Origin of the sequence: Virgibacillus natechei (assembly GCF_026013645.1) — a bacterium.
GTDB lineage: Bacteria > Bacillota > Bacilli > Bacillales > Amphibacillaceae > Virgibacillus_L > Virgibacillus_L natechei.
The window spans coordinates 1,594,480-1,609,707 of record NZ_CP110224.1; the positions used below are offsets into that span (position 1 = coordinate 1,594,480).

Annotated in this window: 17 protein-coding genes; 12 read left to right on the forward strand and 5 right to left on the reverse strand. The window is 36.1% G+C overall.

What is annotated here, in order from left to right; all coding sequences use genetic code 11:
• Positions 1-45: 45 nt before the first annotated feature.
• The 3 genes from OLD84_RS08340 (at position 46) to OLD84_RS08350 (ending at position 1,534) form a co-directional block, all read left to right on the forward strand.
• Positions 46-150 (forward strand): GapA-binding peptide SR1P, encoded by a 105-nt coding sequence (locus OLD84_RS08340; protein WP_209461469.1) that lies wholly within the window; start codon positions 46-48, stop codon positions 148-150.
• 133 nt (positions 151-283) lie between these two features.
• Positions 284-1,243, forward strand: coding sequence for an NAD(P)H-dependent flavin oxidoreductase (locus OLD84_RS08345; protein WP_209461468.1), 960 nt, complete (start codon positions 284-286; stop codon positions 1,241-1,243).
• Between the two features lie 9 nt (positions 1,244-1,252).
• Complete coding sequence (locus OLD84_RS08350) at positions 1,253-1,534, forward strand: UPF0223 family protein (protein WP_209461467.1); 282 nt, start codon at positions 1,253-1,255, stop codon at positions 1,532-1,534.
• A 27-nt stretch (positions 1,535-1,561) separates the two neighbouring features.
• On the opposite strand, the gene OLD84_RS08355 is transcribed toward OLD84_RS08350, so the two are convergent.
• Positions 1,562-2,179: a YktB family protein gene (locus tag OLD84_RS08355; RefSeq protein ID WP_209461466.1), complete on the reverse strand. Its 618-nt coding sequence runs from the start codon at positions 2,177-2,179 to the stop codon at positions 1,562-1,564.
• A 214-nt stretch (positions 2,180-2,393) separates the two neighbouring features.
• On the opposite strand from OLD84_RS08355, the gene OLD84_RS08360 reads away from it, so the two are divergent.
• Positions 2,394-2,585: a hypothetical protein gene (locus tag OLD84_RS08360; protein ID WP_209461465.1), complete on the forward strand. Its 192-nt coding sequence runs from the start codon at positions 2,394-2,396 to the stop codon at positions 2,583-2,585.
• 232 nt (positions 2,586-2,817) lie between these two features.
• Positions 2,818-3,627, forward strand: a complete 810-nt coding sequence (locus OLD84_RS08365; RefSeq protein ID WP_209461464.1) for an inositol monophosphatase family protein — start codon at positions 2,818-2,820, stop codon at positions 3,625-3,627.
• A gap of 10 nt (positions 3,628-3,637) precedes the next feature.
• Here OLD84_RS08365 and OLD84_RS08370 read toward each other — a convergent pair whose 3' ends face one another.
• The gene (locus OLD84_RS08370; protein WP_209461463.1) at positions 3,638-3,808 is read right to left on the reverse strand and encodes a DUF5325 family protein; all 171 of its coding nucleotides are present in this window, start codon (positions 3,806-3,808) and stop codon (positions 3,638-3,640) included.
• 191 nt (positions 3,809-3,999) lie between these two features.
• Between OLD84_RS08370 and OLD84_RS08375 the strand changes: the two genes are divergently transcribed.
• Positions 4,000-4,299 carry a YlaH-like family protein gene (locus tag OLD84_RS08375; RefSeq protein WP_209461462.1) on the forward strand — a complete coding sequence of 100 codons (300 nt, stop codon included), beginning with the start codon at positions 4,000-4,002 and terminating at the stop codon, positions 4,297-4,299.
• Between the two features lie 28 nt (positions 4,300-4,327).
• Here the strand turns inward: OLD84_RS08375 and OLD84_RS08380 are convergent, their stop codons facing one another.
• Entirely contained in the window at positions 4,328-4,534 is a 207-nt protein-coding gene (locus OLD84_RS08380) for a YlaI family protein (RefSeq protein WP_209461461.1), read from the reverse strand.
• Positions 4,535-4,673: 139 nt separating this feature from the next.
• Between OLD84_RS08380 and OLD84_RS08385 the strand changes: the two genes are divergently transcribed.
• Positions 4,674-4,973, forward strand: coding sequence for a hypothetical protein (locus OLD84_RS08385; protein ID WP_209461460.1), 300 nt, complete (start codon positions 4,674-4,676; stop codon positions 4,971-4,973).
• Between the two features lie 137 nt (positions 4,974-5,110).
• On the opposite strand, the gene OLD84_RS08390 is transcribed toward OLD84_RS08385, so the two are convergent.
• Positions 5,111-5,602: a hypothetical protein gene (locus OLD84_RS08390; RefSeq protein WP_209461459.1), complete on the reverse strand. Its 492-nt coding sequence runs from the start codon at positions 5,600-5,602 to the stop codon at positions 5,111-5,113.
• A 171-nt stretch (positions 5,603-5,773) separates the two neighbouring features.
• Here OLD84_RS08390 and OLD84_RS08395 point away from each other — a divergent pair, with 171 nt between their 5' ends.
• Together OLD84_RS08395 and pyc are read left to right on the forward strand one after the other, a co-directional pair.
• Positions 5,774-6,055 carry an Fpa/YlaN family protein gene (locus OLD84_RS08395; RefSeq protein ID WP_209461549.1) on the forward strand — a complete coding sequence of 94 codons (282 nt, stop codon included), beginning with the start codon at positions 5,774-5,776 and terminating at the stop codon, positions 6,053-6,055.
• A 380-nt stretch (positions 6,056-6,435) separates the two neighbouring features.
• Entirely contained in the window at positions 6,436-9,873 is a 3,438-nt protein-coding gene (gene pyc / locus OLD84_RS08400; RefSeq protein WP_209461458.1) for a pyruvate carboxylase, read from the forward strand.
• Positions 9,874-9,925: 52 nt separating this feature from the next.
• Here the strand turns inward: pyc and OLD84_RS08405 are convergent, their stop codons facing one another.
• Positions 9,926-10,882, reverse strand: coding sequence for a COX15/CtaA family protein (locus OLD84_RS08405; RefSeq protein ID WP_209461457.1), 957 nt, complete (start codon positions 10,880-10,882; stop codon positions 9,926-9,928).
• A 409-nt stretch (positions 10,883-11,291) separates the two neighbouring features.
• Between OLD84_RS08405 and cyoE the strand changes: the two genes are divergently transcribed.
• From cyoE to ctaD, 3 genes are read left to right on the forward strand one after another with little or no spacing between them, the layout of a single operon-like run.
• Complete coding sequence (cyoE, locus tag OLD84_RS08410) at positions 11,292-12,230, forward strand: heme o synthase (RefSeq protein WP_209461456.1); 939 nt, start codon at positions 11,292-11,294, stop codon at positions 12,228-12,230.
• A gap of 46 nt (positions 12,231-12,276) precedes the next feature.
• Entirely contained in the window at positions 12,277-13,329 is a 1,053-nt protein-coding gene (gene coxB / locus OLD84_RS08415; protein ID WP_209461455.1) for a cytochrome c oxidase subunit II, read from the forward strand.
• A gap of 51 nt (positions 13,330-13,380) precedes the next feature.
• On the forward strand, positions 13,381-15,228 hold the full coding sequence (gene ctaD / locus OLD84_RS08420) for a cytochrome c oxidase subunit I (RefSeq protein ID WP_209461454.1): 1,848 nt from the start codon (positions 13,381-13,383) through the stop codon (positions 15,226-15,228).

The following is a 15,228-nucleotide window of genomic DNA, read 5'->3' on the forward strand; positions in this document are numbered from 1 at the left end:
AAGATAACACATTGAAGTGAATTCTTTCAAAAGGGGTTGAGATGAATGGGAACGATTATTTGCCAGGATTGTCAAAAGGTTATAGAGACTTATGCGGAAGAAAAAGTAACTACGTTGTATGGAACATGTCCTAGTTGCAATAAAAACTAGATCGAAAAGAAAGAAAGTAACTGTGGGGGTCAGTTATTTTCTTTCTTTTTTTAATGTTTAACCCATAAAGCAATTCAATATGATAGGATTAAAATAGTTAATAAATGGATGGAAATAGGGGAGGAATAAAGTAATGATGAGGACAAAGGTGACAACGTTGTTAGACATAGATTATCCGATCATCCAGGGTGGTCTCGCTTACCTAGCTTATGCAGATTTAGCTGCTGCTGTATCAAATGCAGGTGGCCTTGGACAAATTACTGCAATGAGCCTTTCAAGCGCTGAGGAATTACGAGGCGAAATACGGCGACTTAAGACGATGACTAGGAAACCATTTGGGGTTAATTTTGCAATTGGTCAACATGGCCGGCCTTTTGAACATATGGTAGAGATAGCCATAGAAGAAAAAGTTCCAGTTATATCGGTTACAGGCGGAAACCCTAAAGGTGTTCTAGATATGGTGGAAGGACATGAAATTAAGAAACTTGTTCTGGTTGCTGCACGGAGACAAGCAGAGAAAGCCGAAGAATTAGGGGCCGATGCGGTTATGGTAGTGGGACAAGAAGGTGGGGGACATTTGGGGCGTAGTGACACTGGGACACTCGTTTTAACACCTCAAGTAGTAGATCATGTCTCCATTCCAGTAATTGCTTCTGGTGGTATTGTAGATGGAAGGGGCATGATGGCGGCATTCGCACTCGGTGCTGAAGGGATTGAAATGGGTACAAGATTTATTACCACGAAAGAATGTGTTGACGCACATGTCAGCTATAAACAAGCAATACTTGATGCGGATGAAAATGCTACAGTGGTTATTAAACGTTCCATTGGAATGCCAGCGAGAGCACTTGAAAATCCATGGACAGAACAAATTTTGAATATAGAAAAACGCGAGCAAGGCTATGACTCATTGAAAGATTACATAAGTGGTGAGGCAAATAAACATTACATTTATGACGGTGATGAATCAAAAGGGTTTGGTTGGGCTGGTCAAGGAGCAGCAAGAATTAAGGACATCCCAACTGTTAGTCAATTAATGGAATCCATTATCGAGGAAGCAGAAATAGTGAGGAAAAATTGGTCCCAGATATGAGGTGATTAGATGAATTATCAGTATCCATTTGATGAAACCTGGACAAAGGAAGAAATCATTGACGCAGTTCACTTTTTCAGTTTAGTTGAACAAGCATATGAACAGCATGTGAAACGTGAAGAACTATTGTCCACCTATAATAGATTTAAGGAATTTGTACCTTCTAAAAGCGAAGAAAAAACACTGTTTAATGAGTTTGAAACAGCATCAGGCTATTCAAGTTACCATGTTGTAAAAAAAGCGAAGGAATCAAGTGAATTTAACGTAACAATGAAAGGCAACCCCCAATAAGGGAGGTTGCCTTTCGTTTTGACTTTTCTATTTTTCCTTCATTGCTTTTTGATAAAAAGGTAATAATTTCTTATAGGTATCTTTAGCCATTTCTAGAAATTTGTCCCCGTCGACCACACGCAGATCATCAACAGGTAATTGCTGCCCGATAAGAAACTCCGCTTTTTTTACATCACGAAAACGCTCAACATGTTTGATATCTAAGTTTTCAATCTTTATTGCATCTTTCTTCATATGATCCATTGAAACGACATAATTATTAGGAAGCTGTTTAATTTCCTCGAAGCTGTCCACAAAGGCTTCTGCTATTTGTCGTTTATGATCTAATTCGTAAATGAAAGCTAACCATATAAAAAGGTGGTCATCAAATAGACCAACTTGAAAGTGTGGGTGTTTTTTGTAACCTCTTTTATTATCGGCAATAGCAAGCCATGTATCATTTGGAGGATTAACGGTCCGTCTGGCATGTTTTGCGATATGTAAATAAACTTCGTTACCTAACTCAGCAGATAAATAATCAACTAAATAACTTCCTATTTCCTTAAACTTTGGCTGGATACGTGTTTGAATTGCTTCCATTCGTGCATCTAGACCGTCTATTGAAAAAGCAGCAAAATCATTTTTGGTAAAACCTTCAAATGTCACAGTACTCATCCTTTCCTAACATTAATAAATATAAATGATAATAATTATTATTAAGTATAGGGTAGCTTAAGTCAAGGAAAAACAGATCAATGTTTAAGAACAAGGGTGTATGGGGAATGTTACAAATAAATCGTTAATTTTTCAGAAAAAATGCTGAACCAAATTGCAAATAAATCATAAACATATTAAAAGGACCTGAAAGGGTGTGAATAATTTGAAGTATGTAATGGAGGTAATAAGGAGGAAGGAAGAAGCGGAAAAGCTACCTGTTATACGCATGGAAATTGATTACGAACTTGTAACATTACATGATGCCCTAAAAGCAAATGATAAAGTTCAAATTATAAAAGCAAAAGAACGCTTGGAACAATTGAGATTACAATTAAAGAGGATAGAAAATGAATAGAAGAATCATAAAGATCTTCAATAGTGTATAGGAATCAGATACATATTGGAGATCTTGAATTAACAGGTAGAGTGATATGAAATTTTCTATCTGCTTAAGAAAAGAAAGGATGCTTTTATAAGAATCTTTTTACCGAATGCCATGTTTTTTAAAAAATACTTCGTGTTTCATGACTATCCCCAGCCAATCTGATACGATAGGTAATATATAGACGAATGATGGAGGAAACGATATGAATACTGAAATTCGCGAGGAAATTTTTAAACAGGCAAAAAAATGGGTATTAGAAGCTGGGGAAACGATACGTACTAAAATAAATGAACCTTATGAAATTGATGTAAAATCAAATGCGAATGATCTTGTCACAACGTTGGATAAAGATACGGAGTTTTTTTTCGCTACGAATATTAAATCCGTTTACCCTGATCATCATCTATTAAGTGAAGAAGGATACGGGGAGGATTTAACAACATTAGATGGCACTGTTTGGATAATTGATCCAATAGACGGAACGATGAATTTTGTGCATCAGAAAAAGCATTTTGCCATATCTATCGGTATATATCAGGATGGAATTGGTGAAATTGGGCTCATTTATGATGTCATGGCAGATGTGTTATATCACGCAAAAAAAAATGAAGGAGCATATAAAAATAATGCGAAATTAGCACCTCTAAATCAGAACCTTAAATTTGAAGAAGTTATATTTGGTCTTAATCACTTTTGGTTATGTGAAAATCGTTTGGTAGATGAACATTCGATGCAAAAATTTGTGAAGAAAATTCGAGGGGCCAGAACGTATGGTTCAGCTGCACTTGAGCTTGCATATGTAGCAGAAGGTATTATGGATGGTTATTTATCAATGAGTCTCTCCGCTTGGGATGTGGCGGCAGGTATTGTAATTGTAAATGAAGTAGGCGGCATAACGAGTAATATAGATGGAGAACAAATAAATATGCTTAAAAAGAATTCTATCCTAACTTGTAATGCTGCTATTCAAAGAAATATTATAGACAATTATTTGATCAAAAAAAGGAAGTGACTCTGATGAGTCATTTCCTTTTTCGCTTCAATGTAATACCATATCCCATAACGAGGAATCCCAATAGCATAAAAAGTATAATAAAAAGTACACTGCGAAATGCAATTGCAACTCCTACACTTGCAAATAAGGATATTACTAACAAAGCTAGTAAAAGCATGGGGAAATTAATATTTTTCATCAGAACACCTCTATTTCTAATCTTTGATTAGTATATCTGAAATTCACTTCATGTTCCATACAAAATTTCTAAGAATTTCTATGGAGAACATAATAATCATTTTATAAAGCTATAGCTAGCATGTAACAAAAAGTTTTAGTATGATAGTAAATGAGTTTTGAATCTTAAGCAGTAGTGGGGGAGACAAGTAAATGGAAGGCAATTTTAGTTTGATTTTTGATATTATATATGATTTCAGCCCAGAGAACCTTTACTTTATTTTTTTTGTACTTAATTATATATTTGCAGCAATCTCATATAAATTAGGATTTGCAAGAAAAATATCACCTTTGAAATCCATATTTGTATACATCATGCTTGCTATAGGTGTATATATAATCTCGATATTCAGTATCCTACAATACCCAATTACAGAAAGCTTAATTGTGGTTGCTCTCGTGATGGGGATTTATCGATTTAGATTGTATAGAGAAAGAGCGAACAGCAATTAAAAAAGCGCCATGACTTGTCATGGCGCTTTTATGATATCAAATCATTCTTCTGTTTCTTTTTTCTATATAGTTGAAAATTACCTGTTGCATGCCGTTGGTTTGTTTTATACTCAATCCGTTCGTAGCAAGGACTGCATGTATACATATGAATTCTGCGGTTTCTTAATTTTTTTGCCTCCAAGGAGTAATCTTCTAATTCTTCTACATGATCACATATAGCACATTTTACCTGCATGTTTTCACCTCAAAACTAATAAGTGCTTATAAAAACTATAACATAAGCTTCACTTCCTTTAAAGAAGAAAGGATGGATGTTTTATAATAATTTTTTGGGGAATAGTAACATAAACGATAAAGGAAGAAAGGGCGATTAGATGAAAAAGCGTTATATATTATCAGCTGGCGCAATAGGAACGACTATAGCAGGTTTCTTTTTAAAAGATAAAGAAAATCGAGAAAAATTAAAAGAAAAGGTTAGACCAGTAACAAATAGGATAAGAAATAATAAAGAAAAAAATGTTTCTACATTGGAGTTTGCTGGTATTCCAGATCAATCAGTACCTGAGGATCCTGACCAATTAGAAAATGCTAAAATGGTTTCCGAAGGGTCACAATTTGGAGTCCAATATTATAATGAAGTAAAAGAAGAAAAAGCGAGCGAAAACAATAGGTAGAAAAAAGGAGGTGTTTTCTTGGCAACAAGCTAGAAAACACCTTCTTTTTAGGTTTTAAGCAAATAGAAGTATACCAATCCGCCCCCTGACTTTTAACCTCTGGAAAAGACGAGGCAGCAGCCGTGTTTTTCCTATGATTAATTAATAATAACTTTACTAACATTTTTTATTGGATCTTCCTTGTTGGAACCATTTGTATAGTACAAATGTACGGGTCCATCTTCTTTTAGAGGCTTTCCATTCAATGAAAATAAGAAATAACTGTTTTGAAGATCATGAATTGAAATCGTAACATCTCCATCCTTCGTTACGATTGTCGCCTCTTTGGAGTCCGAATGTATCTCTGCATTATCAAGGAAATTCTTAATAGGCATAACATAGGAGTTTTTTAATATTTTTTCTCCTTCAAATCGCGAAATGCTTTTATTAACTGGTGGATCAATGTGTTGGTGATGATAATATTCCTTCCCCCATCTTTCGGCGGCTTTTTTCAACTCATCTTCTGGTTCCTTCTGACTCACTTTTTCTGTAAATGCTTCCTCAAATAATATTTTTCTATCATCAAAAATCCAAACTGTTGGATCTAATGTGATTGAATATGTAACATTTCCAGTTATTGGTACGATCATTTTCTCACTCACCTTTTATAATATATCTTGCTTAAGAATATCAGACCTATTAAATTATTTCATTTATAAAGCGTTAAAGAGAGTAAATTAAACATAATTTGTTTGCATTTTCTTATTGGTAACGGTAATATAAGATTAAAGAAAGTCTTTTTAGTGGAGGGAATAAATTTGATGCTTGAGGCTACTATAAATCACCGTGAGAAAGCCCACGCCCTTCTTAAGGCTGATGCTGACAAAATTTTGCGCCTAATAGAAGTTCAAATTGAGAATTTGACAATGCCACAATGTCCAGTGTATGAAGATGTTCTTGATACACAAATGTATGGGTTCTCCAGAGAAGTTGACTTCGCTGTGCGTTTAGATTTAATTAGTGAAGCGGACGGTAAAGCATTACTCGAAAACCTAGAGATGAAGCTTAATATACTACATGAAGCAACGCAAAAATCTGTGTAATAATTTTATGCGTTTTGGCGTTATGTAACGCAGTAAAACTTTGCCTTGAAAAAGGTAAGGTTTTTTGTTTTAAGTTTTTTCTGTAAGTGTTGTGTTTTTAAATCTATCTGAGGGAGTTGGTAGTTTAAAACAGTCATTAAATACGTTTTTCTTTGATGTCATATTTGAAATTGATTAAAATAGTAAAGAATAGAGAGAAAAATTAATTTTATAATTGAAATCTATGTTATACTATAAAAAATTCTTCTTGATTAACTATATTAAACGAAAGAAGAATAATAGATTCATAATTGACCTACACAATTAATTACTTTTATGTGGGTCATCATCCTAAAGAGAAATTGACAAGGGATGTTATTTACTTTTGGAGGAGGAACATTATGGCTAGAAAAATAAATAAGGTATTAGTCGCTAATAGAGGGGAGATTGCTATTCGGGTATTCCGGGCATGTACAGAGCTCAATATTCGTACCGTAGCAATATATTCACAAGAGGATTCAGGATCTTATCATCGCTATAAGGCAGATGAATCCTATTTGATTGGTGAAGAAAAAAAACCGATTGATGCTTATTTGGATATAGAAGGTATTATTAAACTTGCCAAAAGTGTAGATGTCGACGCTATTCATCCAGGTTATGGATTTTTATCGGAAAATATTGATTTTGCTAAACGCTGCGAAGAAGAAGGTATCACCTTTATTGGTCCTACTAGTGAGCACTTGAACATGTTTGGGGATAAAGTGAAGGCTAGAGAACAAGCGGTTAATGCTGGATTGCCAGTAATACCAGGATCTGACGGACCAGTTACCTCTGTAGCAGAGGTAGAGTCCTTTGGTAGGGAACATGGATATCCGATTATCATTAAGGCTTCCCTTGGCGGCGGTGGTCGTGGAATGCGGATCATTCGTACTGAACAGGGGTTATCCGAAGCCTATGATCGTGCAAAATCAGAAGCAAAAGCAGCTTTTGGAAATGATGAAATTTACGTTGAGAAGTTAATTGAAAATCCGAAGCATATAGAAGTACAAATTATTGGTGATGAACATGGAAATATTGTTCACCTTTATGAAAGGGATTGCTCTGTACAACGGAGGCATCAAAAAGTGGTAGAAGTTGCACCAAGTCTATCATTAACTGATGATCTTCGGTTGGAAATTTGTAATACCGCTGTTGATTTAATGAAAAATATTAACTACCTAAATGCGGGGACCGTTGAATTTTTAGTAACAGATGATGATTATTATTTTATTGAAGTAAACCCACGTGTACAGGTGGAGCATACAATAACAGAGATGGTTACCGGAGTGGATATTGTACAGACACAACTTAAAGTCGCTGAAGGTCTAGATATCCATGATCAATCAATCGGTATTGGAAAACAGGACGAAATTACAGTTAATGGTTATGCCATTCAGTCACGTGTAACAACAGAAGATCCGATAAATAATTTCATGCCAGATACCGGAAGAATAATGGCCTATCGAACAGGCGGCGGATTTGGGGTTCGTTTAGACGCTGGAGATGGATTTCAAGGTGCAGAAATTTCGCCGCATTATGACTCTTTGCTTGTTAAGGTGTCGACATGGGCACTAACATTTGATCAGGCAGCACAAAAAATGGTTCGTAATTTGAAGGAATTCAGAATACGAGGGATTAAAACCAATATTCCATTTTTGGAAAACGTTATTCAGCATGAGAAATTTTTATCTGCACAATACAATACAACGTTCATTGATGAAACTCCAGAGTTGTTTGTATTTCCAAAGCGTAAAGACCGTGGAACAAAAATGCTTGCATACATAGGTCATACAACGGTAAATGGGATGGAAGGAATGGATAAAAAAGAAAAACCTGACTTTTCAACTTTAAAGGTACCTGAAACGGATATTTTAACAGAAGTACCAGATGGTTCGAAGCAAATTTTAAATGAAAGAGGTCCTGAAGGTTTAGCAAAATGGCTCAAGGAACAAAAAGAAGTGATGCTCACAGACACAACCTTTCGAGATGCACATCAATCACTACTTGCCACTAGAGTGAGAACGAAGGACTTAGATAGAATAGCTGAACCGACTTCCCGTTTATTACCAAATCTTTTCTCTGTTGAAATGTGGGGAGGAGCGACGTTTGATGTGGCGTATCGTTTCCTAAAAGAAGATCCATGGGAAAGGCTTATTAAACTGCGTGAGAAAATGCCGAATGTGCTTCTGCAAATGTTATTACGTTCAAGTAATGCAGTAGGGTATAAAAATTATCCAGATAATTTAATTAAAGAATTTGTGGAGAAGAGTGCGAGCGCAGGAATAGATGTCTTCCGTATATTTGATAGTTTAAATTGGATAGAAGGAATGAAGCTAACCATTGATTCTGTTCGAGAAAATAATAAAATTGCTGAAGCCTCCATGTGTTATACAGGTGATATTTTAGATACTGGTCGTTCGAAATACGATTTGTCCTATTATATAAACATGGCAAAAGAGCTCGAACAATCTGGTGCGCATATATTGGGTATTAAAGATATGGCAGGGCTTTTAAAACCTGAGGCAGCATATCAATTAATATCTACGTTAAAAGAAACAATAGACTTACCGGTTCATCTACACACGCATGATACAAGTGGAAATGGTATTCATATGTACGCACGTGCCATTGATGCAGGTGTAGACGCAGTCGATGTGGCTGCTAGTCCAATGGCAGGTCTAACATCTCAGCCTAGTGCTCAAACACTATTTCATGCGCTTGAAGGTGTGGAGCGACAGCCTAAAATAAATGTGGATGCTTATGAAGAACTATCCCATTACTGGGAAGGTATTAGAGATTATTATAAGGATTTTGAAAGTGGTATGAAAGCACCGCATACTGAAATATATTTACATGAGATGCCTGGTGGTCAATATAGTAATCTTAAACAACAAGCAAAAGCAGTTGGCCTAGAAGATCGTTGGAATGAAGTGAAATTGATGTTCCGTCAAGTTAATGATATGTTCGGAGACATTGTTAAAGTTACGCCGTCTTCCAAAGTGATTGGTGATATGACTTTATTCATGGTTCAAAATAATTTAACAGAAAATGATGTTTATGAACGCGGGGAATCGATTGATTTTCCTGATTCTGTCATAGAGTTTGCTCAAGGTTATATTGGACAACCGTATCAAGGATTTCCAAAAGAGTTGCAACGAATCATTCTTAAAGGAAAAGAAGCAATTAAAGTAAGACCAGGTGAACTGCTTGATCCGATTGACTTTACGCAATCAAAAGAATCCTTATTCAAATCACTTGATCGCCAAGTCACCAGTTTTGATCTGATATCTCATGCATTGTATCCAAAAGTGTTCATGGATCACCACAGATTTTACGAGACATATGGCGATATGTCCGTTCTAGATACCCCGACTTTTTTCTATGGAATGAAATTGGGTGAGGAGATTAAAGTTGAAATTGAACAGGGGAAAACATTAATTGTGAAATTGGTATCTATATCGGAGGCAAGGGCTGATGCAACTCGTGTTGTTTATTTTGAACTGAACGGTCAAGCACGTGAAGTAGTCGTTAAGGATATGAGTATAGAATCACAAGTAGCAACAAAAGCAAAAGCCGAGAAAGACAATGATAAGCATATAGGTGCTACGATGCCTGGTGTGGTTGTAGAAGTAATACGTAACAAAGGAGACAAGGTAACCAAAGGAGACTATTTATTAATAACAGAAGCCATGAAAATGGAAACAACCATACAAGCTCCTTTCTCAGGTGTCATTAAAGATATTCACTTAAAGAACGGAGATCCTATAGAAGTTGATGATTTGCTCGTAGAGTTTGAATAAAGTAGCAAATAAAAACAGGTAGCTGAGATTCCATCTGCTACCTGTTTTTATGTTAATTATTAAAAGAGGATGTATCGTTTTCGGTATTTCGGTTTTCTTTTTCATCTTTAGCACTTCTTGTTGCAAGTAGAATAAAGTAGCTGAGCATTGCAAAGAAACAGGATATAACGAATGCATGTAATAAAGCAATGCCTAAATTTAACAAGGTAAAGATAATCATTGCTCCAAAAAATACTTGTGAAAAAATTAGCCCTAATGAAATAATCCAACTCCAATACATTACCCTGTGATGCCGATAATTTTTCATCATTTTTACAAATAAGATGATTGTCCAGATGAATAGAATAGCTGCAGCTAAACGGTGCCCCATTTGTATCCATTGTTCAAGGCTATAATCAGCAAACGCTAGTGGTGCAGCATTAGAGCAGAAAGGCCAGTCTCCACAAACTAAATTGGCTTCCGTGTGTCGTACTAATGCGCCAGTATAAACGACAAACATTGTAAATATCGTAATGGCATAAATTTCGAGACGATGCTTCTTTTGGATAAATAAAGATTTCGTATCAAATTTCTTGTCGATTTCAAATACGAGAAGCATGAGTAGAAATACGGATGCAAACGAAATTAGAGAAATACCAAAATGTGCAGCGAGAACAAAATCTGATTGACTCCACATTACTGCTGCGGCTCCGATTAAAGCCTGTAAAACCAAAAAGAATACAGATATAAATGCTAGAAATTTCACTTCCCGAACATGACCTATGTATTTCCATGCGAGAATAGCTAAAGCTAAGACAGTAAAGCCGACAATTCCTGTTACCAATCTGTGACTTAATTCAATTACGAGTTCAGGAGAAATGACTGTTGGTAAAAACTGTCCTTCACATAACGGCCAACTATCTCCACAGCCATCTTGAGAATCTGTTTTCGTAACAAGCGCTCCGCCCATTAAGATAAATGCCATCCCAATGGTCGAAACAACTGATAACCATTTTAAAATTTTAATCATAGTACAGCCTCACTTTATGATGTTTATGATGTTATTTTATATACAATAGATTAATAATAATATCATACCTTCATAAAATGCAATAAAATACCTTCAAAAAATGACAAATGACACAGAATTGTTAAAGTATCACGTTTTATTACTGTTTTAATAGTGAAAACTAAGAAAAACCTTGCATTATGATGTTTTGTTTGCTAGAAATAATGTAGGAGCATTTTCAGATGCTCTATGTTTATCTGTTGAGAGCATTTATGAAGAGACTATGTTATGTAATTAATTAGATTGTAAAGGAATTCCATGATACAATTGGAATTATGCTTAATATACATAATGTTGTAATGTTTTCAACTAACCATGTATATCTGATATTATTATGCTTAACTGGCACAAATGGAAGGGGGGGTATGAGATGAACAACGTGGAGACACCTTCTTCACAATTAATTAACGAAGATGCTGTCTCAAAAGAACATAAAACTACATTACTCTCTGATTTAAAATCATTGGTGAAAATTGGTATTGTTAACTCTAATTTAATCACAGCGTTTGCAGGTTTTTGGTTAGCGCTACACTTTACTAACGCTTCATTTCAGACGCATTGGGGCTTATTTTTGTTAACAATGGCTGGTAGCGCATTAGTTATCGCAGGAGGCTGTATGCTCAACAATTGGTATGACGTGGATATTGATCCTGCCATGTCAAGAACGAAGAATCGTCCTACGGTAACAGGGAGGTTTTCTCTTCCTACAGTTCTATGGTTAGGAATTGGAACTACTGCATTAGGTTTAATACTGTTGCTCTTAACGACAGTGGAAGCTGCTCTTATCGGTTTTTTTGGCTGGTTTGTGTATGTCGTATTATATACAATATGGTCGAAGAGAAGATACACACTTAATACTGTTGTTGGCAGTTTTTCTGGTGCTGTACCACCACTAATAGGCTGGGCTGCAGTCGATCCTAATTTCCATTTAGTTCCTTTGGTGTTGTTTTTAATTATGTTTATTTGGCAAACACCACATTTTCTTGCGTTAGCGATGAAAAAAACGAAAGAGTATAAGGCCGCAGGAATTCCGATGCTTCCTGCTGTGCATGGATTTGGATTTACAAAGAGACAAATCATTGTATACATTGCATGCTTACTACCGTTACCGTTCTTTTTAGCACCTCTGGGGACAACGTTTCTTGTAATTGCTACATTACTTAACGTTGGTTGGCTAATTATAGGTATTAGAGGTTTTTTTGCAAAGAACGATCTGAAATGGGCAAATACGATTTTTGTTTATTCAATAAATTACTTAACAATACTTTTTCTAATGATGGTTGTTGTAACATTACCTATGTTTGGTTAGTAAAAAGCTATAATAGATTAACAAGGAGAAAGAGAGGTATGAACAGATGAAAGTTTGGATGGGAAAATCTAAAGCTATATTCTTGTTAAGTTCGTTGGCACTAATTTTAGCTGGTTGTGGTGAGGAAAATTTATCAGCATTAATTCCAAAGGGGTATGGTGCTGAGTCTTCAATGGATTTAATTATCCTTTCAACTATAATTATGTTATTTGTGTTTATAATTGTAATGCTTATCTATATAATTGTATTATCACGGTTCCGTGTGAAGAAAGGTCAAGAGGATTACATACCAAAACAGGTGGAAGGTAACAGTACACTGGAAACTGTTTGGACAATTATTCCAATCATCTTAGTAATCATACTTGCTGTACCAACCGTAACAGCAACATTTGATTTAGCAGACGAATCTGACAGAGAAGATGGTTTAGAAATTGAAGTTACTGCTAACCAATACTGGTGGCATTTTAACTATGAGGGTCAAGAGATACAAACAAGTCAAGATATGTACATTCCAACAGGTGAAAGGGTACATTTAGACTTAATTTCTTCTGATGTTATTCATTCATTCTGGGTACCGGCACTTGCAGGGAAAATGGATACTAACCCAGAAAACGTAAATACCATGTTTCTGGAAACGGAGGAAGAAGGAGTCTATTATGGCAAATGTGCTGAACTATGTGGACCTTCCCATTCATTAATGGACTTTAAAGTTATTGCTGTAAGCCCTGAAGAATTTGAACAGTGGGTTGAAGACATGCAAAATGTAGATCCTGAAGAAGAACCACAAGATGCTGTAGCACAAGATGGTAAGGCTGCATTTGAAGAAAATAACTGTATGGGCTGTCATGCTATTGGATCTTCCCCATCTCAAGTCGGGCCAAATTTAACTGGTTATGGTGATCGTACGACCGTTGCTGGTATTCTGGAGCCAACAAAAGAAAATTTAGTTGAATGGCTTATAGATCCTGAGTCCATTAAACCAGGAAATGAAATGACAGGTAATTATCCTGAACTTTCTGATGAAGATGCAAATGATATTGCAGAATATTTAATGCAATTAGAGGCTTCTGAAGTAACACCAGAAAGTGTAGAGAATTAACATATAATATAAAATTATGGACTGGAAGATGAAAAAAGGGAGGTTTAAGTATTGAGTATAACAGCTCAAAAGAGAGGCTTTGGCGCTGTGCTATGGGATTATTTGACCACTGTAGACCATAAAAAAATTGGTATTTTGTATTTAATAGGTGGCGGATTCTTTTTCCTGCTCGGCGGCTTAGAAGCTGTAATTATACGTATTCAATTGTTAGTACCAGAGAATGATTTCATCAGTGCAGGATTGTACAATGAAATGTTTACGATGCATGGTACTACGATGATTTTTCTGGCAGCAATGCCATTATTACTTGGTTTAATGAATGCGATTATGCCGTTACAAATCGGTGCGCGTGACGTTGCATTTCCATTTCTAAATTCACTAGGCTTTTGGTTATTTATGTTTGGTGGAATTGTGTTAAACCTCAGTTGGTTTTTAGGTGGCGCTCCTGATGCTGGTTGGACATCGTATGCTCCATTATCACTTCAATCGCCAGGTCATGGTGTTGACTTTTACGTAATGGGACTACAACTCTCAGGTGCGGGTACACTAATTGGTGGTATTAACTTTTTGGTTACGATCGTTACGATGCGTGCACCTGGTATGACATATATGCGTATGCCATTATTCTCATGGACTACTTTCATCTCAAGTGTTTTAATTCTATTTGCCTTTCCAGCATTAACTGTCGCTTTGTTCTTGTTAATGTTTGACCGTATGTTTGGTTCGGCATTTTTTGATGTAGCATTGGGTGGAAATACGGTTATATGGCAGCATCTATTTTGGATATTTGGTCATCCAGAGGTTTATATTTTGATATTACCGGCCTTTGGTATATTTAGTGAAATATTCGCTACGTTTTCAAAGAAAAGATTATTTGGTTATACCGCAATGGTATTTGCAACGATTTTGATTGCATTCCTAGGGTTTATGGTATGGGCTCACCATATGTTTACAGTTGGACTCGGGCCAGTGGCGAACTCTATATTTGCGATTGCGACAATGGCAATTGCAGTGCCAACAGGTATTAAAATCTTTAACTGGTTGGCAACAATGTGGGGGGGACGCATTACAATTAACTCCGCTATGCTTTGGGCATTGGCTTTTATACCATCGTTCACTATCGGAGGTATGACAGGTGTTATGCTTGGTGCTTCTGTAGCAGATTACCAATACCATGACACATACTTTGTTGTTGCGCACTTCCACTACGTAATTGTAGGTGGAACAGTATTTGGGATTTTTGCTGCACTGCACTACTGGTGGCCAAAAATGTTCGGTAGAATCTTACATGAAGGCATGGGTAAAATTTCCTTTTGGACATTCTTTATTGGGTTCCATCTGACATTCTTTATCCAACATTTCCTTGGCTTAATGGGTATGCCACGACGTTATTGGGTCTTCTTTGGAGATCAAGGCTTGGATACCGGTAACTTAATCAGTTCGATTGGTGCGGTATTTATGACTATTGGTGTAATAGTGTTCTTGATTAACATCATTTACACTGCTAAATTAGATCAAGCACCTGCTGATCCTTGGGATGGTCGTAGTCTCGAATGGACAACGGCATCACCGCCTGTTTACTATAATTTTAAACAGTTACCACTAGTTCGTGGTCTGGATCCATTATGGATTGAAAAAATGGAAGGAAAAGGTAAGCTGACACCAGCAGAGCCAGTAGATGAGATCCATATGCCAAACTCTACATTCGTACCGTTTATCATGTCATTTGGCTTCTCTGTTGCTAGTATCGGATTTATTTATCAAGTGGATCACAGTGCGTGGTTAATTGCCGTTTATGTTGGTATGGGTATTGCACTCGGTTCCATGTTGTATCGATCATTGAAAGATGATCATGGTTATCATATTACGAAAGAAGAACTAGAAAGGGAGGCTGACTAA

Excerpts from the sequence above, each read along its gene's own strand:
- OLD84_RS08380 (WP_209461461.1), bottom strand. The coding sequence starts at position 4,534 with ATGCAGGTAAAATGTGCTATATGTGATCATGTAGAAGAATTAGAAGAT.
- OLD84_RS08345 (WP_209461468.1), top strand. The coding sequence starts at position 284 with ATGATGAGGACAAAGGTGACAACGTTGTTAGACATAGATTATCCGATC.
- OLD84_RS08350 (WP_209461467.1), top strand. The coding sequence starts at position 1,253 with ATGAATTATCAGTATCCATTTGATGAAACCTGGACAAAGGAAGAAATC.
- OLD84_RS08340 (WP_209461469.1), top strand. The coding sequence starts at position 46 with ATGGGAACGATTATTTGCCAGGATTGTCAAAAGGTTATAGAGACTTAT.
- pyc (WP_209461458.1), top strand. The coding sequence starts at position 6,436 with ATGGCTAGAAAAATAAATAAGGTATTAGTCGCTAATAGAGGGGAGATT.
- OLD84_RS08375 (WP_209461462.1), top strand. The coding sequence starts at position 4,000 with ATGGAAGGCAATTTTAGTTTGATTTTTGATATTATATATGATTTCAGC.
- OLD84_RS08385 (WP_209461460.1), top strand. The coding sequence starts at position 4,674 with ATGAAAAAGCGTTATATATTATCAGCTGGCGCAATAGGAACGACTATA.
- cyoE (WP_209461456.1), top strand. The coding sequence starts at position 11,292 with ATGAACAACGTGGAGACACCTTCTTCACAATTAATTAACGAAGATGCT.
- OLD84_RS08370 (WP_209461463.1), bottom strand. The coding sequence starts at position 3,808 with ATGAAAAATATTAATTTCCCCATGCTTTTACTAGCTTTGTTAGTAATA.
- OLD84_RS08365 (WP_209461464.1), top strand. The coding sequence starts at position 2,818 with ATGAATACTGAAATTCGCGAGGAAATTTTTAAACAGGCAAAAAAATGG.
- OLD84_RS08390 (WP_209461459.1), bottom strand. The coding sequence starts at position 5,602 with ATGATCGTACCAATAACTGGAAATGTTACATATTCAATCACATTAGAT.
- OLD84_RS08405 (WP_209461457.1), bottom strand. The coding sequence starts at position 10,882 with ATGATTAAAATTTTAAAATGGTTATCAGTTGTTTCGACCATTGGGATG.
- coxB (WP_209461455.1), top strand. The coding sequence starts at position 12,277 with ATGAAAGTTTGGATGGGAAAATCTAAAGCTATATTCTTGTTAAGTTCG.
- OLD84_RS08395 (WP_209461549.1), top strand. The coding sequence starts at position 5,774 with ATGCTTGAGGCTACTATAAATCACCGTGAGAAAGCCCACGCCCTTCTT.